This window comes from Salmonella sp. 3C, from assembly GCF_025426275.1.
GTDB lineage: Bacteria > Pseudomonadota > Gammaproteobacteria > Enterobacterales > Enterobacteriaceae > Salmonella > Salmonella enterica.
Genome location: NZ_CP104858.1, coordinates 3947600 through 3974470, shown reverse-complemented (window position 1 = coordinate 3974470; position 26871 = coordinate 3947600). Strand labels below are relative to the sequence as shown.

Here is a 26871-nt window from a genome sequence, read left to right as displayed (position 1 = left end):
CTTTATCAGTTATGCGCGCTATGCAAACGTTGCGGGGGGGTGGGCGTAAAATCGGAACGGTATCGCGCCACGCTCAGATCGTCGTAGGGTATCGCTGGCGTGCGACCCGACAAGATATCGCTTAACAACTGGCCTGAACCGCAGGCCATCGTCCAGCCTAAGGTGCCGTGTCCAGTATTAAGCCACAGATTTTTATAACGGGTGCGTCCTACTACCGGCGTGCCGTCCGGCGTCATGGGGCGCAGGCCGGTCCAGAATGTGGCCTGCTCAATATGACCGCCGCGCGGAAAGAGATCGCGCACAACCATCTCCAGCGTCTCGCGGCGCGGTTGCAGTAAGTCGGTATTAAAGCCCACGATTTCCGCCATTCCCCCCACGCGAATACGCTTATCAAAACGCGTAATAGCGATTTTGTAGGTTTCATCAAGAATCGTCGATACCGGCGCGCCGTCTGGCTCGACGATTGGGATGGTTAATGAATAGCCTTTCAGCGGATACACCGGGATATCAACAATGCCTTTAAGCATCGCCGTCGAATACGATCCAAACGCCATAACATACGCATCTGCTTTAATGATCTCATCGGCGCATTTCACGCCGTAAATCTGATCATTTTCGTACAGTAATTTTTCCACGGGAGTATTAAAGCGAAAGGTTACGCCCGCCTGCTCCGCCATGCGCGCCAGACGCTGGGTAAAGAGCTGACAGTCCCCGGTTTCATCATTCGGTAAGCGCAGTCCGCCGGTTAATTTATGCGCAACCTCAGCCAGAGCGGGTTCAACCTCCGCCAGTCGGCTGGATTCCAGGAGCTGATACGGCACCCCGGCATCTTCCAGCACGGCGATATCACGGGTGGCGTTCTCATACTGTTGCGCGGTGCGGAAGAGTTGTAGCGTTCCCCCCTGGCGGCCTTCATATTCGATACCGGTCGCGGCGCGTAGCGTTTTCAGACAGTCGCGACTATATTCCGCCAGGCGCACCATGCGGCCTTTATTTTCCATATAATGCCGGGTATCGCAGTTACGCAGCATTTGCCACATCCACTTCAGTTGAAATGGGGTGCCATCCAGACGCACCGCCAGCGGCGCATGGCGCTGGAACATCCATTTTATCGCCTTCAGCGGTACGCCAGGGGCCGCCCAGGGCGCCGCATATCCCGGTGAAATTTGTCCGGCATTCGCCGCGCTGGTTTCTTGCGCCGGGCCGGATTCGCGATCGATGACGGTGACATCATGCCCCGCCTGACTCAAGTACCAGGCGCTGGTCACGCCAACTACGCCACTCCCCAGGATGACAACTCGCATAGCCACTCCGTTAATAGTAAAAGAACAATCTTCTGATTACATCTTGATAACCCAGATGAAAATATTATTCAACACATGACTTTTTTATGGTGACGTGCTTCACATATACCCTAAAGACAAGCGATCCCACTGGTTTGGGATCTCCTGCTACGCGGCATGGCTATACAGCATAAAATGATGCCAATACCCGATTTTTTGCCGTTCAATGTGGAGGAAATCGCAAAGAAAAGTTTTCACGATCAAGTCGTTTTTTAACATGGTGTTCTATGCTTGAAAGGAGGCGCTCCATACAGAGAGCGTCGCCAACAATGAGGGTGCGCGAATGGCAATGATTGATTCCATGAACAAGGACACCACACGTTTGAGCGATGGACCCGACTGGACATTTGATCTGCTGGATGTCTATCTGGCAGAGATAGACCGCGTGGCGAAGCTCTACCAACTGGATACTTACCCGCACCAAATTGAAGTCATCACTTCCGAACAGATGATGGACGCCTACTCCAGCGTCGGGATGCCGATCAACTATCCGCACTGGTCGTTTGGCAAAAAGTTCATTGAGACGGAACGTCTGTATAAGCATGGTCAACAAGGACTGGCTTATGAAATTGTGATCAACTCTAATCCCTGCATTGCCTACCTGATGGAAGAGAACACCATCACCATGCAAGCGCTGGTCATGGCGCACGCCTGTTACGGCCACAACTCCTTTTTTAAAAATAATTATCTCTTCCGGAGCTGGACGGATGCCAGCTCTATCGTCGACTACCTGATTTTCGCCCGGAATTACATTACCCGCTGTGAAGAACGCTACGGAGTGGATGAAGTAGAAAAACTGCTCGACTCCTGCCACGCGCTGATGAATTACGGCGTCGATCGCTATAAGCGCCCGCAGAAAATCTCGTTGCAGGAAGAGAAAGCGCGACAAAAAAGCCGGGAAGAGTATCTACAAAGCCAGGTGAATATGCTGTGGCGCACGCTGCCAAAACGCGAGGAAGAAAAAACTGTCGCCGAAGCACGCCGCTTTCCCGCTGAACCGCAGGAAAACCTGCTCTATTTTATGGAGAAAAACGCCCCGTTGCTCGAGCCGTGGCAGCGCGAAATTCTGCGCATCGTGCGTAAAGTCAGCCAGTATTTTTATCCGCAGAAACAGACGCAGGTCATGAACGAGGGCTGGGCGACCTTCTGGCACTACACCATCCTGAACCATCTGTATGATGAAGGCAAAGTGACGGAACGCTTTATGCTGGAGTTTTTACACAGCCATACCAATGTCGTATTTCAGCCGCCCTATAATAGCCCCTGGTATAGCGGAATTAACCCCTATGCGCTCGGCTTTGCCATGTTCCAGGATATCAAACGTATTTGTCAGTCGCCCACGGATGAAGATAAATACTGGTTTCCGGATATTGCCGGTTCCGACTGGCTGGAAACGCTGCACTTCGCCATGCGCGATTTTAAAGATGAAAGCTTTATCAGCCAGTTCCTGTCGCCAAAAGTGATGCGTGATTTCCGTTTCTTCACGGTACTTGATGATGACAGGCATAATTATCTGGAGATCTCCGCCATTCATAACGAAGAAGGTTATCGGGAGATTCGATCAAAACTGTCGTCACAGTATAACCTGAGCAACCTGGAGCCGAATATTCAGGTCTGGAATGTGGATTTACGCGGCGACAGATCGCTGACGTTGCGTTATATCCCGCATAACCGCGCACCGCTGGATAAAGGCCGCAAAGAGGTGCTGAAACATGTGCATCGGTTATGGGGCTTTGATGTGATGCTGGAGCAACAAAATGAGGATGGCAGCGTAGAACTGCTGGAGCGTTGTCCGCCGCGCATGAACACGCTGTAATCGAGATGCTGCCCGGTAGTGTTTGCGCCTACCGGGCATCGCGGGATTATCGTCCCTGAATCGCTAAATCGCCGGGCAGATTTTTCTGCATCCGATGCCAAATCTCGCCGCTGTCATGCCCGTAACGTCGCACCGTTTCATACACCTGGTCGTGCGCGCCCTGCTCGCATAACGACGATAATTTATGATAGAAACCCAGTGCCAGACTGCGCGCTTCCGGATTGGCGAAATAGTGGCGACCAATGCGGGTGTATAACCCTTTCATGCCGTTCAGGATCAAGCCGTAAATAGGATTGCCGGAGGCGAATGCCAGACCACGAAAGATGTTATAGTCCAGATCGGCGAATGCATCGGCATGGTCGGCCACTTCGTGGGCAGTGGCCAGCACTTCCTGCGCCTTATCCGGGTGTTGACGCAACGCGGTACGAATAAAGATAGTAGAAATATTGGTACGCACCGACAACAAATTGTCGATCAGTTGCGGAACGCTTTCATGATCAAGGCGGGCCAGCGTTTCAAGGATATTCAGCCCTGACGTTTCCCAAAAATTATTAACCTTTGTCGGTTTGCCATGCTGAATGGTCAGCCAGCCATCTCGCGCCAGCCGCTGTAACACCTCGCGTAATGTCGTGCGCGTCACGCCGATCAGTTCGGAGAGTTCTCGTTCTGCCGGTAAGATCGTGCCAGGAGGAAAGCGGTTATTCCAGATACTTTCAATAATATACTCTTCCGCGAAACCCGCCGGGCTCTGCGCCTTAATGACCATAGTGAGATTTCCATTACACAGCAAAACATAGTTGCACTCATCATACCAGACGGGCGTAACACCTGATAGCGGACGCAATGAAGAAAAAGGGGATCAAGGCACCATTTCTGATATCGCCTGCCAATATCGTTAAGGACTTGCTTGCATTCGTCGCGCTCGCTACTCTCTGTGTTTAAACATAAAAACGCTATTTCATTTTTCTAGGTAAGGAAAAATTTCATGGAGATCTCATGGGGTCGCGCCATGTGGCGCAACTTTTTAGGCCAGTCGCCCGACTGGTACAAACTGGCACTACTTGTCTTTTTAATTGTTAACCCATTCATTTTCTTAGCTAATCCCTTTATTGCCGGTTGGCTGCTGGTGGCAGAGTTTATCTTCACTCTGGCGATGGCGTTAAAGTGTTACCCCCTGCTGCCCGGCGGGTTACTGGCCATTGAAGCCGTTATCATCGGTATGACCAGCGCCGCCCATGTACGTGAAGAGGTTGCCGCCAACCTGGAAGTCTTGCTGCTGCTGATGTTTATGGTGGCAGGCATCTACTTTATGAAGCAGTTATTGCTGTTTATTTTTACCCGTCTGTTACTCAGTATCCGCTCGAAGATGGTTCTGTCGCTGGCCTTTTGCGTCGCCGCCGCGTTCTTGTCGGCTTTCCTTGACGCGCTTACCGTCGTTGCGGTGGTGATCAGCGTCGCCGTCGGTTTTTACGGGATTTACCATCGTGTGGCCTCATCGCGCGGCGAAGAGAACGATATGCTGGACGACAGCCATATCGATCCGCATTACAAAACGGTGCTGGAGCAATTCCGCGGATTCTTGCGTAGTCTGATGATGCATGCAGGCGTGGGGACGGCGCTGGGCGGCGTCATGACCATGGTCGGGGAGCCGCAAAACCTGATCATCGCTAAAGCGGCTGGCTGGCATTTCGGCGACTTCTTTTTGCGGATGTCGCCTGTCACCGTCCCGGTACTGGTATGTGGACTGTTAACCTGTATGCTGGTCGAGAAAATGCGCTGGTTTGGCTATGGCGAAACGTTGCCCGAAAAAGTCCGCGATGTTTTACAGCAATTCGACGATCAAAGCCGTAAGAAGCGCACCCGCCAGGATAAAATTAAACTAATAGTCCAGGCGGTTATTGGCGTCTGGCTGGTTACCGCCCTCGCCCTCCATCTCGCGGAGGTGGGACTGATTGGTCTGTCGGTCATTATTCTGGCCACCGCGTTAACGGGTGTAACCGATGAACACGCCATCGGCAAAGCGTTTACCGAGTCGCTGCCGTTTACTGCGCTGTTAACCGTTTTCTTCTCCATTGTGGCGGTTATTATCGATCAACATCTTTTCGCGCCGATTATTCAGTTCGTCTTGCAAGCCTCTGAACACGCGCAGCTAACGCTGTTCTATCTCTTTAACGGCCTGTTGTCTTCCATCTCAGATAACGTCTTTGTCGGCACCATTTATATCAACGAAGCGAAGGCGGCAATGGAAAACGGCGCAATCAGCTTAAAACAGTTTGAGCTGCTAGCCGTGGCCATCAATACCGGTACTAACCTGCCATCGGTAGCGACGCCAAATGGTCAGGCGGCATTCTTATTCCTGCTGACCTCCGCGCTGGCGCCGTTAATCCGTCTCTCCTATGGCCGTATGGTCTGGATGGCGTTACCGTACACTATCGTACTGACCCTGATAGGGCTACTGTGCGTCGAATTCACTCTTGCGCCGGCCACCGAATGGATGACTCAGGCAGGATGGTTAGCAACGCTTTCGTAACGTTTGGCCGGGCAATACACCGCCCGGCTCCGATTTTTGCCTGATAATTATCCAATTACACATTATTTCATTTCCCGCTAGTGGCGCACGAATTGAATTGGTTTACACTGCGGTCTCTACGCATGTTGCAGGGAAATTATTATGTTGCGATTTTTAAACCAGTGCTCACGGGGTCGGGGCGCATGGTTACTGATGGCGTTTACCGCCCTGGCGCTGGAAATGGTGGCGCTGTGGTTCCAGCACGTCATGTTACTTAAACCTTGCGTGCTATGTATTTACGAACGTTGCGCCCTGTTTGGCGTGATGGGCGCGGGTCTGGTCGGCGCTATAGCGCCGAAAACACCGCTGCGATACGTGGCCATGGTTATCTGGATTTACAGCGCATGGCGGGGTCTACAACTGGCGTATGAACATACGATGATTCAGTTGCATCCCTCGCCGTTCATGACCTGTGACTTTATGGCGCGCTTTCCAGACTGGTTGCCGTTGGGTAAATGGCTGCCGCAGGTGTTTGTGGCATCCGGTGATTGCGCCGAACGCCAGTGGTCGTTTTTAACGCTGGAGATGCCGCAATGGCTGTTGGGGATCTTTGCCGCTTACCTTGTGGTGGCGATAGCCGTCGTCATAGCCCAGGCATTTAAGCCTAAAAAACGCGACCTGTTCGGTCGTTGATACACACGCTCCTTCGGGAGCGTTTTTTTTGCCCGAAGCGTTGTTTGCCAGTAATTAAAAGGTGTATATTAAATACATCTTTTAATCACCACATCAGGGAGATGTCTTATGTCCCACTTACGCATCCCGGCAAACTGGAAAGTTAAACGCTCTACCCCCTTTTTCACCAAAGAGAATGTTCCGGCGGCACTGCTCTCTCATCACAACACAGCGGCAGGCGTTTTCGGACAACTCTGCGTGATGGAAGGCACCGTGACCTACTATGGCTTTGCGAATGAAACCGCGACAGAACCCGAAGTGAAAGTGGTGATTAATGCCGGGCAATTCGCCACCAGTCCGCCGCAATACTGGCATCGGGTAGAGCTGAGCGATGATGCGCGGTTCAACATTCATTTTTGGGTAGAGGAAGACCATCAGGGCGAGGAAATGTATCAACAGAAAAAAGCCTGACATCGGTAAACCAGTCACCACTGGGCGGCGTCCCGCCCAGTAGCCAGGTGATTAATGGCGCTAATTAAACGCTAGAGTAGTTTAATTTTAACGTGGTATCCCTCAAGCCCTTTCATCGTTTCTCGCGGCGCGAACTCTATTTCGGAAACCTCTTGCCCGGTTTTCTTCCGTAGTTCGGCGACCTTTTTGCTAATGAGTGCCGCGATTTCCTCTTCTGCTTTATGTGTCAACTCTTCGCTGTTCATTGATTTCCTCCTTTGAACTCGCAAACGGCTAAGCGCAATAAGACAGTGTCGTCATGGACGCGCTACTATTTTAACGTACAAAAAATTATAGGCTATCTTTCTGAGGATTATCAGGATGTTTCGCTTTAGAAGATGTAAAAAACCGCCTGGCACAGACGGTGCATCAGGCGGTTGGTTAATAGCACAAGACGCTATCTACGAGGATCTTCAACCTCATTCTTGGTATCCGGGTCGAGAGGATCGTCTCCCTCTGGTGTATCCGGAATATTTTCACCAGGAAGCGGCTCATCCTCTGGTAATGGATCGACTAAATCAGGACGTTCAGACATAAAGCCTCCAACGAACCATAGTTATTAAAGATACCCTACAGCACTACTTTTGGTTTTTCTTTGGATTTTTTCCTTCGTCTTCGGGTGTCTTATCAGGCTTCCTGGGCTGATCCTTTGAAACGCGCAACGGTTGGTTATTCATGGGGTAACTCCTCAGGATAGGCAGCGATATACTGCTTTGAAAGTATAGAGTCGCCGCCATACGTGCGCGAGCGCAGCGACAAGGCGCGTCAGGGAAGAAGAGAAGGCAGTGATAACGCCAGGTGACGGAATTTGCACGCAATTCCTGGCTTCAGGGGCCGCCCAGCGTAAATTAAAGAATTGTAAACAATCAGCCGTTTTGCCGAAGACTTATTCTGCCCACGACGGTTTATTTAAAATATGATCCTGCCAGTCCCGTACTTCAGATTCTTTAACCGCGATATGACGGACAGAAATTCGCTCGCCATGCATAGCAGCTTTCGATCCAGTCAGCAGCGGATGCCACGTCGGCAAGGGCTTACCTTCCGCCAACAAACGGTAGGCGCAGGTCATCGGCAACCATTCAAAGTCTGGCAAGTTTTCGCGAGTGAGTTTGATACAGTCGGGTTCAAATTCAAAACGGCGCTCATAATGACGGCACTGGCACGTTTTGATATTTAATTGCCTGCACGCCACGTTGGTGAAGTAGATTTCATCTGTATCTTCATCCATCAGCTTATGCAGGCAGCATTGACCGCAGCCATCGCACAGCGACTCCCACTCGGCATCGGTCATTTCATCCAGGGTTTTACGTTGCCAGAAAGGTGTATCGCTCATTAAAGTATCCGCCATTGCACTAAAGCTGCACCTTATAACCAGTCTGGCCTGCAGATGCAAGTTTTACCGCCGCTGAAGGCGGCAAGCAGATTTTACAGAACGCGGGTAGACAACGTTTCGCCATTAAAACGAATGTCCAGCTCATCGCCGCTTAATAATGGCCCCACGCCTGCCGGCGTGCCGGTTAGCACCACGTCCCCGGCTTTGAGCGTAAAATAGCGGCTCATATAGGCGATAAGGGGCACAATAGGATGAATCATATCCGCGGTCGACCCTTGCTGGCGAACCTCGCCATTAACGTTAAGTCCGATAACCGTATTTTGCGGATCGCCGCAGAAGGCCGCGACAGGGATGAAGCCTGAAATCGGACATGCGTTATCAAAACCTTTGGCTTTTTCCCAGGGCTGTCCGGCCTTTTTCATTTTCCCTTGAATATCGCGCAGGGTTAAATCAAGCGCCACGCCATAACCGGCTATCGCTTTACGTACATGATCTTCGGTCGCCTGGCGGAGCGTTGCGCCAATCAGCACAGCAAGCTCAACTTCATGATGAACAGCCCCCATATCCGCCGGAATCGCCAGCGGCTGGCGAATATCACACAATGCGGTTTCCGGCTTGATAAAAAGCACGGGTTCTTCCGGCGTCGCGCTGCCCATCTCCTTGATGTGATTTGCGTAATTACTGCCCACGCAGACCACTTTACTTACCGGGTAATCAAGCAAGGCGCCTTGCCAGTTACGATGTTGATACATATTTTCCCCTAAGATCATGATGGAATTCAGGCGCGGCGCCGAATACCGTTTAACGGTCAGCGGGCGACGTATTTTGTCCTACCGAAGAAAGATGTTGTTTCAGCAAATCTTCCGGCGGCGGCGGCAATTGTAAATAATAGCCCTGCTCGCTTAACGCCTGTTTTACTTTTTCGAGCTCGGCATTGACTAATTTTTTACGTCCATCAAGCGGCAGCATCATCGCTAACTGCGGCTGACCGAATCCTTTCATCAATGCTTCAGGCACCCGCGAAAAATCGTCTTTTTTTTCGACATACAAATAGGTTTGATCGCGCTTGCTACTTCTATAGATCACACAAAACATACTTTTACTCTGAATTAACGGGATGGTGACTTGCCTCAATATAATACTGACTATAACATGCCTTCTGGACTTCGGAATATCACTCCGTATCGGAGATGATAAATAGCAAATTGAGTAAGGCCAGGATGTCAAACACGCCAATCGAGCTTAAAGGCAGTAGCTTCACCTTATCAGTGGTTCATTTGCATGAAGCGGAACCAGAGGTTATTCGTCAGGCGTTAGAAGACAAAATAGCGCAGGCTCCTGCGTTTTTAAAACACGCCCCTGTCGTTATTAACGTTAGCGGTCTTGAAAGCCCGGTAAACTGGCCGGAACTGCATAAGATCGTGACCTCAACCGGCTTACGCATTATCGGCGTGAGCGGCTGTAAAGACGCCAGCCTGAAAGTAGAAATCGATCGGATGGGTCTTCCTTTACTGACTGAAGGTAAAGAGAAAGCAGTTCGGCCTGCGCCCGTTGAGCCGGCAACGCCCAGCGAACCGCCGCAAAACGCCAATCCCATCACAAAAACGCGATTAATTGATGTTCCGGTTCGCTCCGGTCAGCGCATTTATGCTCCACAATGTGATCTGATTGTTACAAGTCACGTCAGCGCTGGCGCAGAGCTTATCGCTGACGGCAATATCCATGTCTATGGCATGATGAGAGGTCGCGCGCTGGCAGGAGCGAGCGGCGATCGGGAAGCGCAAATTTTTTGTACCCATCTGACGGCAGAACTGGTCTCTATCGCAGGTGTTTACTGGCTGAGTGATAAAATCCCGGCAGAATTTTATGGCAAAGCGGCGCGCCTGCGTTTAGCAGACAACGCTTTGACAGTTCAACCGTTGAATTGATCCCTTTTTAACAAGGAATTTTTATGGCACGCATTATTGTTGTTACTTCGGGTAAAGGGGGCGTTGGCAAGACCACCTCCAGCGCGGCCATCGCTACAGGTTTGGCCCAGAAGGGAAAGAAAACTGTCGTCATTGATTTTGATATCGGACTGCGTAACCTCGATCTGATTATGGGGTGCGAACGTCGTGTCGTTTACGATTTTGTAAACGTCATTCAGGGCGATGCGACACTGAATCAGGCGCTGATCAAAGATAAGCGTACTGAAAATCTCTTCATTCTTCCGGCGTCGCAGACCCGGGATAAAGACGCGCTAACGCGCGAAGGCGTCGCTAAGGTACTGGACTCACTGAAAGCGATGGACTTTGAGTTCATCGTTTGCGACTCGCCGGCGGGTATCGAAACCGGGGCGCTGATGGCGCTCTATTTTGCCGATGAAGCGATCATCACGACTAACCCGGAAGTCTCTTCTGTCCGTGACTCGGACCGTATTCTGGGTATTCTGGCATCGAAATCTCGTCGCGCAGAAAATGGCGAAGAACCGATTAAAGAACATCTCCTGTTGACGCGCTACAATCCAGGCCGCGTCAATAAAGGCGACATGCTCAGCATGGAAGATGTACTGGAGATTCTGCGTATTAAACTCGTCGGGGTGATCCCGGAAGATCAATCCGTACTGCGCGCATCTAACCAGGGTGAACCGGTGATTCTTGACGCCACTGCGGATGCGGGTAAAGCCTATGCAGATACCGTAGATCGTCTGTTGGGAGAAGAACGTCCTTTCCGCTTCATTGAAGAAGAGAAGAAAGGTTTCCTCAAACGCCTGTTCGGAGGATAAATTATGGCATTACTGGATTTTTTTCTCTCGCGGAAAAAGAGTACCGCTAATATTGCAAAAGAGCGGTTGCAAATCATTGTCGCGGAACGTCGCCGTAGCGATGCCGAACCGCATTATTTACCGCAGTTACGTAAAGATATTCTTGAGGTCATTTGTAAATACGTACAAATCGATCCGGAAATGGTTACCGTCCAGCTTGAGCAAAAAGATGGTGATATCTCCATCCTTGAACTTAACGTAACGCTGCCGGAAGCCGAAGAGTCAAAATAAGCTCTTTTATGGGAAAATTCCTGGATTAAAAAAGGCAGAAGAATCTGCCTTTTTTATTTTTTTACATTATTCCGAATACGGACATTTATTTCACTGGCCGTTTTCCCGGCAATTACCGCCGTTAACGCGGATACTCCTGCAACAGAAGAGTTAACTTCTCCGCCATCAGTTCGGCGCGCCAGCCGGAAATCAATTCCGGTTGCCCATTTTGCGGTTTTAATTTCCAGTGCCAGTTAAGCAACTGATTAATCTGCCGACGCGATGCCAGTAGCTCGCCGCTGACGTGATGCGACGCGCTCACCTCCGCCACCTGCGCTTTGATGGCCTTAAACGCTTTGCGATAGCCCGGCATGTCCATCAGATTCAACAGGGGTTCCGGCAATGCCTCTTCCGGTAACGCCTGTGCTTTCGCCACCAGCGATATCAACGTCTTGCCGTGAAAACGAATCTCGCTGCCGGAAAGCCCCAGGCTATCCAGCTCACCGAGACTGCCCGGCATATAACGCGCGACCGCCCACAGGTTTTCTTCACGCACAACAAAGTTCACCGCCATATCGCGCTCACGCGCCTTACGTATCCGCCAGTCAGCTAAAAGTTGCAGACAGGCTAACTGGCGAGTACGCAGTTGCCAGGCATTGGTGATATCCCGCCATGCTTCTTCCGGCGCCTGAATCTCCTGACGACGCTGCTGCATCAATCGGCATTCATCAAGCGCGGCAGGCAGCCATCCTGCGGCTTCAGTTTCAATCATCAGCTTTTTGGCGATCGGTAACAGATACCAGACATCCGCCGCCGCGTATTCACACTGACGTTCGCTTAAAGGCCGGGCTAACCAGTCGGTACGAGACTCGCTTTTATCCAGCGCCACGCCCGTATACTCTTCTACCATCGCCGCAAACCCCCACGACAGCGGACGCCCGCAAAACGCCGCCAGAATTTGCGTATCAATCAGGGGCTCCGGCAGTTCGCCAAACGCATTCAGAAATACTTCCAGATCTTCGCTACCCGCGTGCAGAAATTTGGTGATTCCCGTATCGCGCAACACCGCTTTTAACGGCGACCAGTCGCTGATGCCGAGCGGATCGATCAGGGCGACATTTGCCCCGTCAAATAACTGGATCAATCCTAACTGCGGGTAATAGGTGCGGGTACGGACAAATTCCGTATCTAAAGCAATAGCCGGACATGCGCGGACAGCCTCACACAGGCTCGCCAGCGCATCGTCCGTTTCAATCATTTGGTAATTCAAATCGTGTTCTCTTTGGTTCGCGCCAAAAAAAACGCCGGCTTAACCGGCGTCTCTCGTTAGCTGACTTAACGCTCAGGCTTTATTGTCTACTTTGCCACGAGCTTCGTCACGCAGTTCTCGTCGTAAAATTTTCCCAACGTTAGATTTTGGTAATTCCTCGCGAAACTCTACCTGTTTGGGCACCTTATATCCGGTCAGATGGCGACGGCAGAAGGTGATCAACGCATCGTCAGTCAATGCCGGATCTTTCTTAACCACAAAAAGCTTCACCGCTTCGCCGCTACTACCGGAAGGCACGCCAACCGCCGCGACTTCCTGCACGCCAGAATGCTGCATCACCACATCTTCAATTTCGTTTGGATAAACGTTGAAACCAGAAACCAGAATCATATCTTTCTTACGATCGACAATCCGCAGAAAGCCATCTTCATCCATAACCGCAATATCGCCCGTATGCAGCCAACCATCTTTAATGATTTCATCCGTCGCGTCAGGACGCTGCCAGTATCCCAGCATAACCTGAGGGCCTTTCACGCAAAGCTCTCCGGCCTCACCCGGCGCGACTTCGTTATCATCGTCATCCACCAGTTTGGCTTCTGTTGACGGTACAGGCAGGCCGATACTGCCGCTGTGATAATCAATATCATGCGGGTTGACGCTCACCAGCGGGGCGCACTCGGTCAGCCCGTAGCCTTCCAGCAGGTATTGCCCGGTCAGCTTTACCCAACGTTCCGCAACGACGTTTTGCACCGGCATCCCGCCGCCGGCTGACAGATGCAGCGAAGAAAAATCCAGCTGTTGAAACTCTTTATTATTGAGCAGGGCGTTGAATAGCGTATTAACGCCAGTCATCGCCGTAAATGGATATTTCGCCAGCTCCTTGACCAGGCCGGGGATATCACGCGGATTGGTAATCAGCAGGTTTTGCCCACCCAGCTCGATAAAAAGCAGACAGTTCATGGTTAAGGCAAAAATGTGATACAGCGGCAGCGCGGTCACTACCAGCTCTTTCCCCGGGTGCAGCAGCGGCCCATAGGTCGCTTTCACCTGCTCCAGATTCGCCAGCATATTGCGGTGGGTCAACATCGCGCCTTTCGCCACGCCCGTCGTACCGCCGGTATATTGCAGGAAAGCCAGATCTTCAGCGACAACCTCGGGTTTGACATACTGCATACGGTAGCCATGCTGTAGCGCGCTGCGAAACGAGATCGCATCTGGCAAGTGGTATTTTGGCACCAGACGCTTGATGTATTTCACGACAAAGTTAACAACCGTACCTTTGGCGGTAGAAAGCTGGTCGCCCATCCGCGTCAGAATAACGTGCTGTACCGACGTTTTCTCGACTACTTTTTCCAGCGTATGGGCAAAGTTAGAAACAATAATGATTGCCGCCGCGCCGCTATCGTTAAGCTGATGCTCAAGTTCGCGCGGCGTGTACAGCGGGTTAACGTTCACCACAATCATGCCAGCGCGTAAAATACCAAATAGCGCGACAGGATACTGCAACAGGTTTGGCATCATCAGCGCCACACGGTCGCCTTTTTTGAGTCCCAGCCCTTGTTGTAAATAAGCCGCAAATGCCCGACTACGTTCTTCTAATTTACGGAAGGTCATTACCTCCCCCATATTGACGAACGCAGGCTGATCGGCATAGCGCGTCGCCGCATGTTCAAACAGTTCAACCAGGGATTGATAACGGTCAGGGTTGATCTCCGCCGGAACATCAGCAGGATAACGGTTAAGCCAAACCTTCTTCAATGCATCACCTCTAAAATGAGTGTTCGTCGTCATCACAACCCCAGTTAATAAACAAGTCGTTAACATTATACTAACTCAGCGTACCAGTTTATTAATTACGCAACTGAAAGGTTGCGAAGCGCGTCACTATTTATTTTTATTATGTCTCTATGAATGCAGAAACAGCGGACCAGCCGCTGTTTCTTTTATTGATAAAACAAAGGGTTACTCTGTTACTATCGTCTGAACCTCTGCGGGTCCAGGGTTATACCATCCCCAACCGCCATAGCCATAAGGCCAGGCGCGTCCGCCGTAAAACCACGGATCGATCGGCTGTGGAGGCATGACGACCTGCTGAACAAGATGCCAGCGTTTATAGCCGGTAGCCTGCATCAGCATAAATTTATACGGCGTATTGCCGATTTTACCGTCAACCGTGCCGGTTATCGGGCCGACAACGGTAACTAACTGGCCACGGAAGTCCACCGGGTCCAGAAAACCGTTCACATCGGCAAAAATTCTGCCGCGCGAGGCTTCGCCCAGAACAGGACGCGCGCCGCTGTCGAGCGGTACGGTCGCGATTTCAAGCCGGGTTTTTCCCTGCTGATTTTGTACCGCCACAACTTTGCCGCCAAAACGCGCCTCTTGCCCGATATAGAGCTGCGGCGCATTCATCACCCGCACCAAATCCTGCTGCGGCGTCGGACTCGAACCTTTAATGGCATCCGGGATAGTCACGCAACCGCTCAGCATAAGCGCAAAAGCGCACGCCAGCGCCCCTTTTATTAACCGTTTTTGAACCGCCATGATGCGACTCCTTTTTCTCGACCTCTATTCCACCCCACAGCATAAAGTATGGGGGGTAATAGTAGTGAGAGTCATTCTTTGCCGGGAAGTTTCTTCCACGCCACTTCGTTACGCAAATAAACCGGCTCGGCATGTTCCACGGCAACGGTCTCTCCTGCCGCCAGCTTTTGACTGGCGATGGGCAACATATCTTCCGCTGCCGGGAGCGACACCTCCCCATCATGAAGCGTCAGGCCGCACTCCTTCGCCAGATCGGGCCATGCGGACCAACCCGTTCCTACCGTCGCCCACTCGCCGGAAAGCTGTTTCAACCGCTCACCGACCCGTTCCGGTTTCAGCACCGCTTCCGTCTCTTCGCCCTGCCAGACGCCCTGCGCATCACGCTGGTATTCCGCCCAGTACACTTCGCCCATCCGCGCGTCAATCGCGGCGAGTACGCGGGTCGCGCCGGTTTTACGCCACGCGCCCTGCGCCATCGTGGCAAGCGTCGAAACACCGATCATCGGCAGATTTGCCCCTAACGCCAGCCCTTGCGCAATCCCAATGCCGATACGCACGCCGGTAAAGCTGCCCGGACCGCGCCCAAACGCCAGCGCATCTATCTCATTGAGCGAGACGCCGCTGGCGGCCAGAATCTCCTGCACCATGGGCAGGATACGTTGAGTGTGTTCTCGTGGACAAAGCTCAAAGTGAGCATTGATAGTACCGTTGTTCCACAGGGCGACAGAACAGGCCTCTGTGGCGGTATCGATAGCCAGAATTCGCATGAGGTTTCGTGCTTAGATCAATAAAATAGCGCGCATCTTACCATACTCCGTAACAAATTACTCGGCGGATGGAATCGCAAGAAAGCGAACGGCACGGGCGATATCACGCGTGCGCGGCGCAGGAGGCAGGCTGGCGAGAAACGTGGCGCCATAGGGCCGCATCACCAGCCGGTTATCACAAATCACTAACACCCCGCGATCGTCCGCATCGCGAATTAGCCGCCCCACCCCCTGCTTCAGCGTAATCACCGCATCGGGCAGTTGAACCTCATCAAACGGATCGCCACCGCGCAAACGACAGTCTTCCATTCGCGCTTTTAACAACGGGTCGTCCGGGGAAGTAAACGGCAATTTGTCGATAATCACCAAAGATAACGTATCGCCGCGCACGTCCACCCCTTCCCAGAAGCTGCTGGTGGCGACGAGCAGCGCGTTGCCGGCGCTAACAAATTGCTGTAACAGTTGGCCTTTACTGGTTTCCCCTTGCAACAATACCGGCAGCGTCATGGTGGCGCGAAACTGCTCCGCCAGATCGCGCATCATGGCGTGTGAGGTGCACAGCATAAAACATCGCCCGTTATTGGCTTCAATAATCGGCCTGAGCATAGCCGCCAACTGTCGCGCCGCGCCGGGCTGGTTGGTTTGCGGTAGGTTACGCGGTACGCAGAGTAACGCCTGGCGCGTATAGTCGAATGGGCTGGGCAGCAGCATGGATTCTGCCTGTTCAATTCCCAGACGGGCGGTAAAGTGGTGAAGATCATCATTTACCGATAACGTGGCTGAGGTAAAAATCCAGCTACCGGGTTTCTGTTCCATCACCTCTTTGAATTTGTCCGCCACGGTGAGCGGCGTCAGCGCCAGGGTGAAATGGCGCGAGGTGCACTCATACCAGTAGCTGTATCCCGGCTGATTGATCTCTTTTAAGCGTTTCAGCCGTGAACGGTATAGCGTGGCGCGTTCAAAAGCCGCATCCAGCAGCGCCGAACGGCCCAGCGACAGCTTCGCCACGTCGTAACAAAGCTCCAGCGTATCATCCAGCAGTAAAAATGCCCGTTGGATACGCGAGTCGGCTAACAGTTCACGCAAATTTCCCCGGTAGCCGGGCTCCCCCAGTTGCAGACGAAAATCCTGGGCGCTCTGGGCAAGGCGATCGGCGCATTTTTGCAACTGTTGAGTGTCTTTCAGTTCCGTCCGGTAGGCGATGGTGATGTCTTTTGCTAAATCCAGTAACTGACGGCTGGAGAGCGATTGTCCGAAATACTGGCTGGCGATGTCAGGCAGTTGGTGGGCTTCATCGAAGATCATTACTTCAGCCTGAGGGATAAGTTCGCCAAACCCGCTCTCTTTAACCACCATATCCGCAAGAAAAAGGTGGTGGTTTACAATCACCACATCCGCGTCCATCGCCTTTTTACGCGCTTTCACCACAAAGCACTCTTTGTAGAGCGGGCAATCGCTGCCAAGGCAGTTGTCGTTGGTACTGGTGACCAGCGGCCAGGCCTGGGAATCCTCCGCCACGCTGACGCAGGTGCTGATATCGCCATCCCGCGTCTGATTTGACCAGGAGCGCAGCAATATCACGTCGCTTAACGTTTGTACCGGTAAATCGCCGCCCGCCAGCGCTTGTTGTTCCAGACGCTCCAGGCAGAGGTAGTTTGAACGTCCTTTCAACAGGGCCGTCTTACCGGTAAACGCCAACGCTTTTGCTACCGTCGGCAGATCGCGGCTGTAGAGTTGATCCTGCAACGCTTTCGACCCGGTCGAAATAATGACTTTTTTCCCGGCGCGCAACGCCGGAGCGAGGTAAGCATAGGTCTTCCCGGTTCCGGTGCCGGCTTCAACAACCAAAGGCTGCGCATTTTCAATCGCTTGTGTTACGGCAACCGCCATTTGTCGCTGTGGTTCGCGCGGTTTAAAGCCGGTTATCGCTTTGGCCAGTTGGCCATCTGCTGCAAAATCGTCCGTCACACTGCCCCCTGTTAATTTGCACAGGGATTATGTCAGGGTAGAAAGGCTTACGCCAGTTACAGAGGTGACGGCGACGCCACATTGTGGCAGTCTTGAACCATTCAAATGAAAAGCAAATGAGGAATAAGTAATGTCTATCGTGCGTATTGATGCCGAAGATCGTTGGTCAGACGTGGTGATCTACAATAATACGCTGTGGTATACCGGCGTGCCGGAAAACCTGGACGCCGATGCTTTTGAGCAAACGGCGAATACTCTGGCGCAAATTGATGCGGTGCTGGAAAAACAGGGCTCCAGTAAGTCACGTATTCTGGATGCCACTATTTTCCTGAGCGATAAAGCGGATTTTGCCGCCATGAATAAGGCGTGGGATGCGTGGGTCGTCGCAGGCCATGCGCCGGTACGCTGTACCGTACAGGCCGGGTTGATGAACCCGAAATATAAAGTTGAGATTAAGATTGTCGCGGCGGTATAAGCCGGTTATTCGTCTTCATCCTCAAAACGCGCCACTATCCGTTCGCCGGTATGGTTGGCGCGAAGTTCGCCCGCCACCTGGGCAATCGCTTCTCCGCTGCTCATACCTTGCGACATCAATTCCTGGATACGTTCTACGGCTTTTTGCTGTTGTTCATGACTGAGTGAAGGTAAACCTGCAAACATGATTAACTCCTGCTAAATTGTTAGCGCTAATTATTTCACGCTACCCGGCGGTAAGCCAGTAGTGTTGTAACGAGTCAGGAATGATGAAGACGTTATCTCCCACTGTTATCACCTTACCCTGGCGTCCGGACGCCGCTGAACACTATTTTGCGCCCGTAAATCATTTGCCCTGGGCGATGCTGCTGCATTCAGGTGATGCTATTCATCCCTATAACCGTTTTGATATTCTGGTCGCCGATCCTGTCACCACACTGACCACGCGCGCGCAGGAAACCACGGTATGTACTGCGCGCACGACTACCGTCACTTTCGACGATCCGTTACACGTTTTGCAGACTCAACTGGAGGCGCTGCCTTTTCATCCTCAGCCTGACCCTGACTTACCCTTTCAGGGCGGCGCGCTGGGTCTGTTTGGTTATGATTTAGGGCGGCGTTTCGAAATTCTGCCCGATACTGCTGCGCGCGATATCGCTTTACCCGATATGGCGATTGGCCTTTACGACTGGGCGCTGATTGTCGATCACCAAAAACAGGTGGTGTCGCTGATAAGCTATCACGATGCAGACGCCCGATATCGCTGGCTCACCAGCCAGCACGCGCCGACCCGCACGCCCTTCAGGCTTACCTCGGCCTGGCAATCCAATATGACGCGTTGCGAGTATGGCGAAAAGTTTCGTCAGGTGCAGGCCTGGCTGCACAGCGGGGACTGCTATCAGGTCAATCTTTCCCAGCGTTTTCAGGCGAGCTACGAGGGTGATGAGTGGCAGGCTTTCGAACACCTTAACCGCGCCAATCGCGCCCCGTTCAGCGCCTTTCTTCGTTTACATGACGGCGCCATATTGAGCCTTTCTCCCGAGCGTTTTATCCAACTGGAGAATGGTCATATTCAGACGCGCCCGATCAAAGGTACGCTCCCACGGCTTAACGATCCGCAGGCGGATCGTCAGCAGGCGCAGAAACTGGCCAACTCAATGAAAGATCGCGCTGAAAATTTGATGATCGTCGATTTGATGCGTAACGACATTGGCCGGGTCGCCGTGCCGGGTTCGGTGAAAGTGCCGGAACTGTTCGTCGTCGAACCATTTCCTGCCGTTCACCATCTGGTTAGCACCATTACCGCCCGTTTACCGGACTCGCTTCATGCTACCGACCTGCTGCGCGCGGCTTTCCCCGGCGGCTCCATTACCGGCGCGCCTAAAGTGCGGGCGATGGAAATTATCGACGAACTGGAGCCGCAGCGACGCAACGCCTGGTGCGGTAGCATCGGTTATCTGAGTTTCTGCGGCAAGATGGATACCAGTATTACTATCCGCACCGTCACGGCAACGCAGGGCCAACTCTATTGCTCAGCCGGCGGCGGTATCGTGGCCGATAGCAAGGAAGAAGCGGAATATCAGGAAACTTTTGATAAAGTTAATCGTATCCTGCACCCACTGGAGAACTAATACGTGGATACCAGCCGTCTGACGCTCGATCATTTCTTATCGCGCTTTCAGCTTTTGCGCCCGCAGATGACTCATAAAACGTTAAATCAACGTCAGGCCGCCGTACTGATCCCTGTGGTTCGCCGCCCCCAGCCGGGGCTGCTGTTGACCCAGCGGGCTATTCATTTGCGCAAACACGCCGGACAGGTCGCCTTTCCCGGCGGGGCCGTGGACAGTACCGATGCTTCGCTTATCGCCGCAGCGCTTCGCGAAGCGCAGGAGGAAGTCGCCATCCCGCCGCAAGCCGTGGAAGTGATTGGCGTTTTACCGCCGGTAGACAGCGTGACCGGTTTTCAGGTCACCCCGGTGGTCGGCATTATTCCGCCAAATCTCCCCTGGCGCGCCAGTGAAGATGAAGTGTCTGCGGTGTTTGAAATGCCGCTGGCGCAAGCGTTGCAACTGGGTCGATATCACCCGCTTGATGTTTACCGTCGCGGCAATTCGCACCGCGTATGGCTCTCCTGGTATGAGCATTATTTCGTCTGGGGCATGACCGCAAACATTCTTCGTGAGCTGGCGCTGCAAATCGGCGTAAAGCCCTGACTGTACACAACGCCATTCACGTTGCCTCAAGGTGGTAACAATCGCCTCCCCCAAAGAGGCAGCCTGAAGGGCAACGTGTATATACTTAACTTTACGCGCGCAAGACACGACTTGAGATTACTGTCGCAATATTAGTAAAAACGCGGTTATTCATTAGTTTAATTCATGTGAATAGTTAAGCTGATGCCAGCGTTCCCTCTTACACTATGCGCAGTTATAACATCGTAACCGGAAGCCCCGGTTGCCCTGTCAGGAGTATTATCGTGATTAGCCTATTCGACATGTTTAAGGTAGGGATTGGTCCCTCCTCTTCCCACACTGTTGGCCCGATGAAGGCCGGTAAACAGTTCGTCGATGACCTGGTCGAAAAAGGATTACTGGATAACGTTACCCGCGTCGCTGTCGATGTCTACGGCTCGCTGTCGCTGACGGGGAAAGGTCACCATACCGATATCGCCATTATTATGGGTCTGGCGGGTAATGAACCCGCTACCGTGGATATTGATAGTATCCCCGGTTTTATTCGCGACGTCGAAACGCGCGAGCGTCTGTTACTGGCCCAGGGACGTCACGAAGTCGACTTCCCGAAAGATGACGGAATGCGTTTTCACAACGGCAATTTGCCGCTGCATGAAAACGGGATGCAGATCCACGCCTGGCATGACGACACGGTCATTTATAGCAAGACGTACTATTCCATCGGCGGCGGCTTTATCGTTGATGAAGCGCATTTCGGCCAGGAAGCGACGAATGAGGTTACTGTACCTTATCCGTTTAAATCGGCGAAAGAAATGCTGGAGTATTGCAACAGTACCGGCCTTTCACTCTCCGGCATGGTGATGCAAAACGAACTGGCGCTGCATAGCAAGAAAGAGATTGAAGAGTATTTCGGTCACGTCTGGCAGACCATGCAGGCCTGTATTGATCGTGGTATGAATACCGAAGGCGTGCTGCCGGGGCCGCTGCGCGTACCGCGTCGCGCCTCTGCGCTGCGTCGTATGCTGGTTTCCAGCGATAAGCTTTCCAACGATCCGATGAACGTCATTGACTGGGTGAACATGTTTGCTCTGGCGGTGAACGAAGAGAACGCCGCAGGCGGCCGCGTCGTGACGGCGCCAACCAACGGCGCGTGCGGTATCGTTCCTGCGGTACTGGCTTACTACGACCATTTTATTGAATCAGTCAGCCCGGATATTTACACCCGCTACTTCCTGGCGGCAGGCGCTATTGGCGCGCTGTATAAGATGAACGCGTCTATTTCCGGCGCGGAAGTCGGCTGTCAGGGCGAAGTCGGGGTCGCCTGTTCGATGGCGGCGGCAGGCCTTGCTGAACTGTTGGGCGCCAGCCCGGAGCAGGTTTGCGTTGCCGCTGAAATCGGCATGGAGCATAACCTGGGGCTGACCTGCGACCCGGTTGCCGGTCAGGTGCAGGTGCCGTGTATCGAGCGTAACGCCATTGCTTCGGTTAAAGCGATCAACGCTGCGCGTATGGCCATGCGTCGAACCAGCGCGCCGCGCGTCTCGTTGGATAAAGTCATCGAAACGATGTACGAGACCGGAAAAGACATGAACGCAAAATACCGCGAAACGTCGCGCGGCGGGCTGGCTATTAAAGTCCAGTGTGATTAAACGCCGTTTCCCCTCCCTTCGCCCATCTGCTACGGATGGGCGAAATTTTTATCTCTTCCTCGTCGACTCCACGTTTCCCCACTACACTTGCTGTGTCGCGGTTGGCTTTTGTCGCCAACGCTTATTGGGCGGCCCGCATGCAAACAGCACAACGGATCATCAATCATTATCGCCGTAATCGTTTCATTGTTTGCACGATTTGTGCACTGGTCACGCTCATTCTTACGCTGAGCATCCGATTTATTTCGGAGCGGAACTTAAATCACCATCGCACGGTTGCATTCGCGAATCATGCCGTTGATGCGCTGGATAATGTTTTGCATCCTCTCCAGGTCGGACGAAACGTACTGCTCCCCTTGCTTGAGCTTCCGTGCGCGACCGCGCATCTGCCGTTGCGTAAGCAAGCCGCCCGTCTGCAAACCGTTCGTTCTATCGGGCTGGTGAAAGAGGGAATTCTCTATTGCTCAAGCATTTTTGGCGCCCGTAATACTCCCATACGCCAGCTTCAGCCCGATCTTCCCGCAGTCGGCGATCTGCTGCTACTTTCCACAGACCAATCGTTACTCAAGGGAAGCCCGATCCTCATTCAGTGGTATCCCGCCTCTGCCGATGGCCAGGATGGCGTGATGGAAATTGTGAATATTGACTTGCTGACGACTATGCTACTTGAGCCGCAGCAGCCGCAAATTACCAGCGCCAGCCTGACGGTCGGCAAACGGCACCTGTTATATGGTCGGGGCGTGGTCGATACTCTTCCGGAATTAAAAAAAGATGAAGAGCGTTACCAGCTTTCATCGCGACATTTCCCTTTTACTATCAGCGTCAGCGGGCCGTCGGCAGGCGTACTGGCGTTCAAACATCTCCCGACGCAGTTACCGCTGGCCGTATTGCTTAGCCTGTTGATCGGTTATATCGCCTGGCTGGCAACGGCCAGCAGAATGAGCTTTTCCTGGGAAATTAATCTGGCCCTTGCCGAACGGGAGTTTGAGCTATTTTGTCAGCCGTTGCTTAATGCCCGCACGCAGCAGTGTACCGGCGTTGAGATCCTGTTACGCTGGAACAACCCGCGCCAGGGCTGGATCTCACCGGATGTTTTTATTCCTATCGCCGAGGAACATAACCTGATAGCGCCGCTGACCCGCTATGTGATTGCGGAAACCATTCGGCAGCGGCACTACTTCCCCATCAACCATCAGTTTCATATCGGCATCAATGTGGCGGCAAGCCATTTCCGACACGGCGTGCTTCTCAAGGATCTTAATCAGTACTGGTTTAGTGCGGAACCTGTTCAGCAACTGGTGCTGGAGCTCACGGAACGCGACGCGTTGCTTGACGTTGATTACCGCCTGATGCGCGAGCTGCATCGTAAAGGCGTGAAGTTAGCCATCGATGATTTTGGCACAGGAAACAGCTCGCTCTCCTGGCTGGAAAAACTGCGGCCGGATATTTTGAAAATCGATAAATCCTTCACCGCCGCCATCGGTACCGATGCGGTCAATTCAACGGTGACCGATATTATTATCGCTCTGGGGCAAAGACTGAATATTGAACTGGTGGCGGAAGGGGTCGAAAACCAGACGCAGGCACAGCATTTGCGCCAGCATGGCGTGCAAATGTTACAGGGCTATCTCTATGCGAAGCCGATGCCCATTAGCGAATTTCCACAGTGGCTGGCGGGCAGCGCGCCGCCGCCCGCCCGGCATAACGGACAGATTATGTCCGCGATGCCGCATCTATAGACTTGATTCCTGCGTGTGACGTCATTCCTCTTCGTCGTGGGCAGGCAGTTCTTTAACAATTCGAACCAGATCGACACGATAGTCGTTGGCCTCGACAATGGTGATCCGCAGGGGCGGAACATCAATGACATCGCCTACACGAGGAATATGGCCATTAGCGGCGATCACTAACCCCGCGACCGTCGCAATATCGCCCTCTTCGTTCACCAGATGATCAACTTCCAGCGCCTGCTGTAGCGCATGGAGATCGGTGCCGCCCTTCACTATCCAGCCCTCGGCATCGGCAACGATTTCCGGCGTTTCATCGGCATCCGGGAACTCACCGGCAATCGCTTCCAGCACATCCAGCGGCGTAACCAGCCCCTGCACCACGCCGAACTCGTTAGTGACGATAACGAAACTGCCGCGCGCGCGGCGCAAAACGCCTAACAGATTGATAGGATCAAGCGTTTCCGGCACCACTATCGCCGGGGAAGACGCGGCGATAGCCGCAACGTCCGCGCCCTCTTCCAGCGCCACCAGCAACTCTTTCGCCCGAACGATACCGATAATTTCATCCAGCTCGCCCCGACATACCGGGAACAGGCTATGCGGAGAAGAGAGTAACTGCTGACGGATTTCAGCTACGCTGAGATTCGCATCCACCCAACTAATTTCGCCTCGCGGCGTCATAATGCCGCGCAGGGAGCGCGACGCCAGAGTCAGTACGCCGTTAATCATGTAGCGTTCTTCTTCGGCGAAGGCGCCTTCCGACACCGATATCGCGGCCGGGCTATCCGTTTCATGTTGCGTACTCGCCTGGCGTTTACCGCCCATCAGACGCAGGATAGCGTCCGCAGTACGCGCGCGCAGCGGCAACGTGGACTGATGACGAATAAAGTTGCGGCGCGCAATCTGGTTAAACACCTCGATAACGATCGAGAAACCAATTGCCGCGTACAGGTAGCCTTTCGGAATATGGAAACCGAACCCTTCCGCCACCAGGCTCAAGCCGATCATCAGCAGGAAACTCAGACAGAGCACCACCACCGTCGGATGCTGGTTGACAAAACGGGTCAGCGGTTTTGACGCCAGTAGCATCACCGCCATCGCAATCACCACCGCCGCCATCATAACCGGCAGATGGTTTACCATACCTACCGCCGTAATCACGGCGTCCAGCGAGAAGACCGCATCCAGGATGACAATCTGCGTGACTACCACCCAGAAGCTCGCATAGCCTTTACCGTGTCCGGTGTCATGCTCGCGGTTTTCCAGACGTTCATGCAGCTCGGTGGTCGCTTTAAACAGCAGGAATATACCGCCCAGCAGCATAATTAAATCGCGGCCGGAGAAGGTAAAATCCCAGACGGTAAAGAGCGGCTTTGTTAAGGTCACCAGCCACGAAATAATGGACAGCAGCGCCAGACGCATAATCAGCGCCAGCGAGAGCCCGATAAGACGCGCTTTGTCACGCTGCTTTGGCGGCAATTTATCGGCGAGGATCGCGATAAAGACCAGGTTATCGATACCCAGAACAATTTCCAGGACGACGAGCGTGAGTAAACCCACCCAAATTGAGGGATCCATTAATAATTCCATGACAAGCTCCTGCTTAAGGAATGACTAAACGGCGCCCACAACATCTCAAAGGATGCAGGCGGTAACGCAATAAACAAAGTAAGGCTATGGCAAGATATGCCAGATTGACAGGCGCAAAACGGCCAAAGAGTGAAATGACGTCGGTGACGATCCATACAACGGGCTGCTGCCCTATACCCCATTCTAATTAAACGGAAGCTAAACATAACAGAGACAACTGGTTTTTGGCAAAGATTTACCTTCCTTTGCAAAGAGATGTAACCGGGATATTTTACACTTCGAAATTTCTCATTATCGAAAACAAAATTACGGATCTCCATCACACAAAATATTTTTTTCGATATCTAAAATAATTCACGAAAATCATGCGTTTTTCGTTGTAACCCTCATCTGAATCGATTCGCTTGCGGACGGCGATTCAAAAAATACATCTGTCAAGTTGATGTGTTGACAATAATAAAGGAGGTAGCAAGTGACCATTGCTATTGTTATAGGCACACATGGTTGGGCTGCAGAGCAGTTACTTAAAACAGCCGAAATGCTGTTAGGCGAGCAGGAAAACGTCGGCTGGATCGATTTCGTTCCAGGCGAAAATGCCGAAACGCTGATCGAAAAGTACAACGCTCAGTTGGCTAAACTCGATACCAGTAAAGGCGTGCTATTTCTCGTTGATACATGGGGAGGCAGTCCGTTTAATGCTGCCAGCCGCATTGTCGTCGATAAAGAGCGCTATGAAGTTATTGCCGGCGTCAACATCCCGATGCTGGTCGAAACGTTTATGGCTCGTGACGACGATCCAAGCTTTGACGAGCTGGTCGCACTGGCGGTAGAAACCGGTCGTGAAGGCGTAAAAGCGCTGAAAGCGAAACCGGTAGAAAAAGCCGCGCCAGCGCCAGTCGCCGCCGCGCCAAAAGCGGCCACGCCGGCAAAACCGATGGGCCCGAATGATTATATGGTTATCGGGCTTGCCCGTATTGATGACCGTCTCATTCACGGTCAGGTCGCTACCCGCTGGACCAAAGAGACCAATGTCAGCCGTATTATTGTTGTGAGCGATGAAGTCGCGGCGGATACCGTACGTAAAACGCTGCTGACGCAAGTTGCGCCGCCGGGCGTTACGGCGCATGTGGTTGACGTCGCGAAGATGATTCGCGTCTACAATAACCCGAAATACGCCGGCGAACGCGTGATGCTTCTGTTTACCAATCCTACCGACGTCGAGCGCATCGTTGAGGGCGGCGTGAAAGTCACCTCCGTGAACATTGGCGGTATGGCCTATCGTCAAGGTAAAACGCAGGTGAACAACGCCGTTTCCGTCGATGAAAAGGATATCGAAGCCTTTAAAAAGCTCAACGAGCGCGGCATCGAGCTTGAGGTGCGTAAAGTTTCCACCGATCCGAAACTGAAAATGATGGATTTAATTGCCAAAGTGGCGAAATAACCGCCGGCATTTAATTAGCTTTCACACTTAAGATAGCAATAGGAGAAGTA

Annotated in this window: 28 protein-coding genes; 13 read left to right on the top strand and 15 right to left on the bottom strand. The window is 52.6% G+C overall.

Annotated features, from left to right (window positions below):
• Window positions 1-5: 5 nt before the first annotated feature.
• Window positions 6-1304: a D-amino acid dehydrogenase gene (locus tag N7E69_RS19165; protein ID WP_001266937.1), complete on the bottom strand. Its 1299-nt coding sequence runs from the start codon at window positions 1302-1304 to the stop codon at window positions 6-8.
• 322 nt (window positions 1305-1626) lie between these two features.
• Between N7E69_RS19165 and N7E69_RS19160 the strand changes: the two genes are divergently transcribed.
• A complete protein-coding gene (locus N7E69_RS19160; protein ID WP_001240763.1) occupies window positions 1627-3159 on the top strand; it encodes a SpoVR family protein in 1533 nt (510 codons plus the stop codon).
• A gap of 46 nt (window positions 3160-3205) precedes the next feature.
• Here N7E69_RS19160 and fadR read toward each other — a convergent pair whose 3' ends face one another.
• Window positions 3206-3925: a fatty acid metabolism transcriptional regulator FadR gene (gene fadR, locus N7E69_RS19155; RefSeq protein WP_000234826.1), complete on the bottom strand. Its 720-nt coding sequence runs from the start codon at window positions 3923-3925 to the stop codon at window positions 3206-3208.
• 219 nt (window positions 3926-4144) lie between these two features.
• Here fadR and nhaB point away from each other — a divergent pair, with 219 nt between their 5' ends.
• The 3 genes from nhaB (at window position 4145) to N7E69_RS19140 (ending at window position 6811) form a co-directional block, all read left to right on the top strand.
• A complete protein-coding gene (nhaB, locus tag N7E69_RS19150) occupies window positions 4145-5689 on the top strand; it encodes a Na(+)/H(+) antiporter NhaB (protein WP_000406438.1) in 1545 nt (514 codons plus the stop codon).
• Between the two features lie 141 nt (window positions 5690-5830).
• Window positions 5831-6361: a disulfide bond formation protein DsbB gene (gene dsbB, locus N7E69_RS19145; protein WP_000943475.1), complete on the top strand. Its 531-nt coding sequence runs from the start codon at window positions 5831-5833 to the stop codon at window positions 6359-6361.
• Window positions 6362-6469: 108 nt separating this feature from the next.
• Entirely contained in the window at window positions 6470-6811 is a 342-nt protein-coding gene (locus N7E69_RS19140; RefSeq protein WP_000018967.1) for a DUF1971 domain-containing protein, read from the top strand.
• Window positions 6812-6882: 71 nt separating this feature from the next.
• On the opposite strand, the gene N7E69_RS19135 is transcribed toward N7E69_RS19140, so the two are convergent.
• The 5 genes from N7E69_RS19135 to N7E69_RS19115 all read right to left on the bottom strand — a co-directional run bounded on the left by N7E69_RS19135 (window position 6883) and on the right by N7E69_RS19115 (window position 9278).
• On the bottom strand, window positions 6883-7056 hold the full coding sequence (locus N7E69_RS19135) for a GnsA/GnsB family addiction module toxin (RefSeq protein WP_001083582.1): 174 nt from the start codon (window positions 7054-7056) through the stop codon (window positions 6883-6885).
• A 191-nt stretch (window positions 7057-7247) separates the two neighbouring features.
• Window positions 7248-7385 (bottom strand): hypothetical protein, encoded by a 138-nt coding sequence (locus N7E69_RS19130; protein ID WP_001574247.1) that lies wholly within the window; start codon window positions 7383-7385, stop codon window positions 7248-7250.
• Window positions 7386-7736: 351 nt separating this feature from the next.
• Window positions 7737-8183 carry a YcgN family cysteine cluster protein gene (locus tag N7E69_RS19125; RefSeq protein WP_001285703.1) on the bottom strand — a complete coding sequence of 149 codons (447 nt, stop codon included), beginning with the start codon at window positions 8181-8183 and terminating at the stop codon, window positions 7737-7739.
• Between the two features lie 92 nt (window positions 8184-8275).
• Window positions 8276-8935, bottom strand: coding sequence for a fumarylacetoacetate hydrolase family protein (locus N7E69_RS19120; RefSeq protein ID WP_001519895.1), 660 nt, complete (start codon window positions 8933-8935; stop codon window positions 8276-8278).
• Window positions 8936-8984: 49 nt separating this feature from the next.
• Window positions 8985-9278 carry a YcgL domain-containing protein gene (locus N7E69_RS19115; RefSeq protein WP_001525604.1) on the bottom strand — a complete coding sequence of 98 codons (294 nt, stop codon included), beginning with the start codon at window positions 9276-9278 and terminating at the stop codon, window positions 8985-8987.
• A 125-nt stretch (window positions 9279-9403) separates the two neighbouring features.
• Between N7E69_RS19115 and minC the strand changes: the two genes are divergently transcribed.
• From minC to minE, 3 genes are read left to right on the top strand one after another with little or no spacing between them, the layout of a single operon-like run.
• Window positions 9404-10111: a septum site-determining protein MinC gene (minC, locus tag N7E69_RS19110; RefSeq protein WP_000072527.1), complete on the top strand. Its 708-nt coding sequence runs from the start codon at window positions 9404-9406 to the stop codon at window positions 10109-10111.
• 23 nt (window positions 10112-10134) lie between these two features.
• Entirely contained in the window at window positions 10135-10947 is an 813-nt protein-coding gene (gene minD, locus N7E69_RS19105) for a septum site-determining protein MinD (protein ID WP_000101047.1), read from the top strand.
• A gap of 3 nt (window positions 10948-10950) precedes the next feature.
• Entirely contained in the window at window positions 10951-11217 is a 267-nt protein-coding gene (gene minE / locus N7E69_RS19100; RefSeq protein ID WP_001185666.1) for a cell division topological specificity factor MinE, read from the top strand.
• Between the two features lie 121 nt (window positions 11218-11338).
• On the opposite strand, the gene rnd is transcribed toward minE, so the two are convergent.
• From rnd to N7E69_RS19075, 5 genes are all read right to left on the bottom strand, one after another.
• Window positions 11339-12466: a ribonuclease D gene (gene rnd / locus N7E69_RS19095; protein WP_001109122.1), complete on the bottom strand. Its 1128-nt coding sequence runs from the start codon at window positions 12464-12466 to the stop codon at window positions 11339-11341.
• Between the two features lie 72 nt (window positions 12467-12538).
• Window positions 12539-14224 carry a long-chain-fatty-acid--CoA ligase FadD gene (gene fadD, locus N7E69_RS19090; RefSeq protein WP_000758418.1) on the bottom strand — a complete coding sequence of 562 codons (1686 nt, stop codon included), beginning with the start codon at window positions 14222-14224 and terminating at the stop codon, window positions 12539-12541.
• A gap of 204 nt (window positions 14225-14428) precedes the next feature.
• On the bottom strand, window positions 14429-15010 hold the full coding sequence (locus tag N7E69_RS19085; protein WP_000290594.1) for a Slp family lipoprotein: 582 nt from the start codon (window positions 15008-15010) through the stop codon (window positions 14429-14431).
• A 71-nt stretch (window positions 15011-15081) separates the two neighbouring features.
• Entirely contained in the window at window positions 15082-15777 is a 696-nt protein-coding gene (gene tsaB / locus N7E69_RS19080; protein ID WP_001221017.1) for a tRNA (adenosine(37)-N6)-threonylcarbamoyltransferase complex dimerization subunit type 1 TsaB, read from the bottom strand.
• Between the two features lie 57 nt (window positions 15778-15834).
• Window positions 15835-17745, bottom strand: coding sequence for an ATP-dependent DNA helicase (locus N7E69_RS19075; protein WP_000128807.1), 1911 nt, complete (start codon window positions 17743-17745; stop codon window positions 15835-15837).
• Window positions 17746-17875: 130 nt separating this feature from the next.
• Here N7E69_RS19075 and N7E69_RS19070 point away from each other — a divergent pair, with 130 nt between their 5' ends.
• Entirely contained in the window at window positions 17876-18220 is a 345-nt protein-coding gene (locus N7E69_RS19070; protein ID WP_000029550.1) for a RidA family protein, read from the top strand.
• A 5-nt stretch (window positions 18221-18225) separates the two neighbouring features.
• On the opposite strand, the gene N7E69_RS19065 is transcribed toward N7E69_RS19070, so the two are convergent.
• Window positions 18226-18405, bottom strand: a complete 180-nt coding sequence (locus N7E69_RS19065) for a YoaH family protein (RefSeq protein ID WP_000457328.1) — start codon at window positions 18403-18405, stop codon at window positions 18226-18228.
• Between the two features lie 80 nt (window positions 18406-18485).
• Between N7E69_RS19065 and pabB the strand changes: the two genes are divergently transcribed.
• The 4 genes from pabB (at window position 18486) to N7E69_RS19045 (ending at window position 23799) form a co-directional block, all read left to right on the top strand.
• Window positions 18486-19850 carry an aminodeoxychorismate synthase component 1 gene (gene pabB / locus N7E69_RS19060; protein WP_000978451.1) on the top strand — a complete coding sequence of 455 codons (1365 nt, stop codon included), beginning with the start codon at window positions 18486-18488 and terminating at the stop codon, window positions 19848-19850.
• 3 nt (window positions 19851-19853) lie between these two features.
• Window positions 19854-20432 (top strand): CoA pyrophosphatase, encoded by a 579-nt coding sequence (locus tag N7E69_RS19055; RefSeq protein WP_000381548.1) that lies wholly within the window; start codon window positions 19854-19856, stop codon window positions 20430-20432.
• Window positions 20433-20695: 263 nt separating this feature from the next.
• The gene (sdaA, locus tag N7E69_RS19050) at window positions 20696-22060 is read left to right on the top strand and encodes an L-serine ammonia-lyase (protein WP_000624273.1); all 1365 of its coding nucleotides are present in this window, start codon (window positions 20696-20698) and stop codon (window positions 22058-22060) included.
• Window positions 22061-22197: 137 nt separating this feature from the next.
• Complete coding sequence (locus N7E69_RS19045) at window positions 22198-23799, top strand: EAL domain-containing protein (RefSeq protein WP_001192535.1); 1602 nt, start codon at window positions 22198-22200, stop codon at window positions 23797-23799.
• Between the two features lie 21 nt (window positions 23800-23820).
• On the opposite strand, the gene yoaE is transcribed toward N7E69_RS19045, so the two are convergent.
• Window positions 23821-25380 carry a CNNM family cation transport protein YoaE gene (yoaE, locus tag N7E69_RS19040; RefSeq protein ID WP_108628305.1) on the bottom strand — a complete coding sequence of 520 codons (1560 nt, stop codon included), beginning with the start codon at window positions 25378-25380 and terminating at the stop codon, window positions 23821-23823.
• Window positions 25368-25535 (bottom strand): protein YoaL, encoded by a 168-nt coding sequence (locus N7E69_RS24615; RefSeq protein WP_370739650.1) that lies wholly within the window; start codon window positions 25533-25535, stop codon window positions 25368-25370. Before N7E69_RS24615 ends, yoaE begins: the two co-directional genes overlap by 13 nt.
• A 317-nt stretch (window positions 25536-25852) precedes the next feature.
• Here N7E69_RS24615 and manX point away from each other — a divergent pair, with 317 nt between their 5' ends.
• Window positions 25853-26821, top strand: a complete 969-nt coding sequence (manX, locus tag N7E69_RS19035) for a PTS mannose transporter subunit IIAB (protein WP_000150523.1) — start codon at window positions 25853-25855, stop codon at window positions 26819-26821.
• Window positions 26822-26871 lie beyond the last annotated feature (50 nt).

What these genes read in the sequence shown, in the direction of transcription:
- yoaE (WP_108628305.1), bottom strand. Translation starts at nt 25,380, where the DNA reads ATGGAATTATTAATGGATCCCTCAATTTGGGTGGGTTTACTCACGCTC.
- minC (WP_000072527.1), top strand. Translation starts at nt 9,404, where the DNA reads ATGTCAAACACGCCAATCGAGCTTAAAGGCAGTAGCTTCACCTTATCA.
- pabB (WP_000978451.1), top strand. Translation starts at nt 18,486, where the DNA reads ATGATGAAGACGTTATCTCCCACTGTTATCACCTTACCCTGGCGTCCG.
- N7E69_RS19140 (WP_000018967.1), top strand. Translation starts at nt 6,470, where the DNA reads ATGTCCCACTTACGCATCCCGGCAAACTGGAAAGTTAAACGCTCTACC.
- N7E69_RS19115 (WP_001525604.1), bottom strand. Translation starts at nt 9,278, where the DNA reads ATGTTTTGTGTGATCTATAGAAGTAGCAAGCGCGATCAAACCTATTTG.
- tsaB (WP_001221017.1), bottom strand. Translation starts at nt 15,777, where the DNA reads ATGCGAATTCTGGCTATCGATACCGCCACAGAGGCCTGTTCTGTCGCC.
- N7E69_RS19120 (WP_001519895.1), bottom strand. Translation starts at nt 8,935, where the DNA reads ATGTATCAACATCGTAACTGGCAAGGCGCCTTGCTTGATTACCCGGTA.
- N7E69_RS24615 (WP_370739650.1), bottom strand. Translation starts at nt 25,535, where the DNA reads ATGGATCGTCACCGACGTCATTTCACTCTTTGGCCGTTTTGCGCCTGT.
- fadR (WP_000234826.1), bottom strand. Translation starts at nt 3,925, where the DNA reads ATGGTCATTAAGGCGCAGAGCCCGGCGGGTTTCGCGGAAGAGTATATT.
- N7E69_RS19085 (WP_000290594.1), bottom strand. Translation starts at nt 15,010, where the DNA reads ATGGCGGTTCAAAAACGGTTAATAAAAGGGGCGCTGGCGTGCGCTTTT.
- dsbB (WP_000943475.1), top strand. Translation starts at nt 5,831, where the DNA reads ATGTTGCGATTTTTAAACCAGTGCTCACGGGGTCGGGGCGCATGGTTA.
- minE (WP_001185666.1), top strand. Translation starts at nt 10,951, where the DNA reads ATGGCATTACTGGATTTTTTTCTCTCGCGGAAAAAGAGTACCGCTAAT.
- N7E69_RS19070 (WP_000029550.1), top strand. Translation starts at nt 17,876, where the DNA reads ATGTCTATCGTGCGTATTGATGCCGAAGATCGTTGGTCAGACGTGGTG.
- N7E69_RS19045 (WP_001192535.1), top strand. Translation starts at nt 22,198, where the DNA reads ATGCAAACAGCACAACGGATCATCAATCATTATCGCCGTAATCGTTTC.
- N7E69_RS19160 (WP_001240763.1), top strand. Translation starts at nt 1,627, where the DNA reads ATGGCAATGATTGATTCCATGAACAAGGACACCACACGTTTGAGCGAT.
- N7E69_RS19165 (WP_001266937.1), bottom strand. Translation starts at nt 1,304, where the DNA reads ATGCGAGTTGTCATCCTGGGGAGTGGCGTAGTTGGCGTGACCAGCGCC.
- N7E69_RS19125 (WP_001285703.1), bottom strand. Translation starts at nt 8,183, where the DNA reads ATGAGCGATACACCTTTCTGGCAACGTAAAACCCTGGATGAAATGACC.
- N7E69_RS19135 (WP_001083582.1), bottom strand. Translation starts at nt 7,056, where the DNA reads ATGAACAGCGAAGAGTTGACACATAAAGCAGAAGAGGAAATCGCGGCA.
- N7E69_RS19065 (WP_000457328.1), bottom strand. Translation starts at nt 18,405, where the DNA reads ATGTTTGCAGGTTTACCTTCACTCAGTCATGAACAACAGCAAAAAGCC.
- N7E69_RS19130 (WP_001574247.1), bottom strand. Translation starts at nt 7,385, where the DNA reads ATGTCTGAACGTCCTGATTTAGTCGATCCATTACCAGAGGATGAGCCG.
- minD (WP_000101047.1), top strand. Translation starts at nt 10,135, where the DNA reads ATGGCACGCATTATTGTTGTTACTTCGGGTAAAGGGGGCGTTGGCAAG.
- nhaB (WP_000406438.1), top strand. Translation starts at nt 4,145, where the DNA reads ATGGAGATCTCATGGGGTCGCGCCATGTGGCGCAACTTTTTAGGCCAG.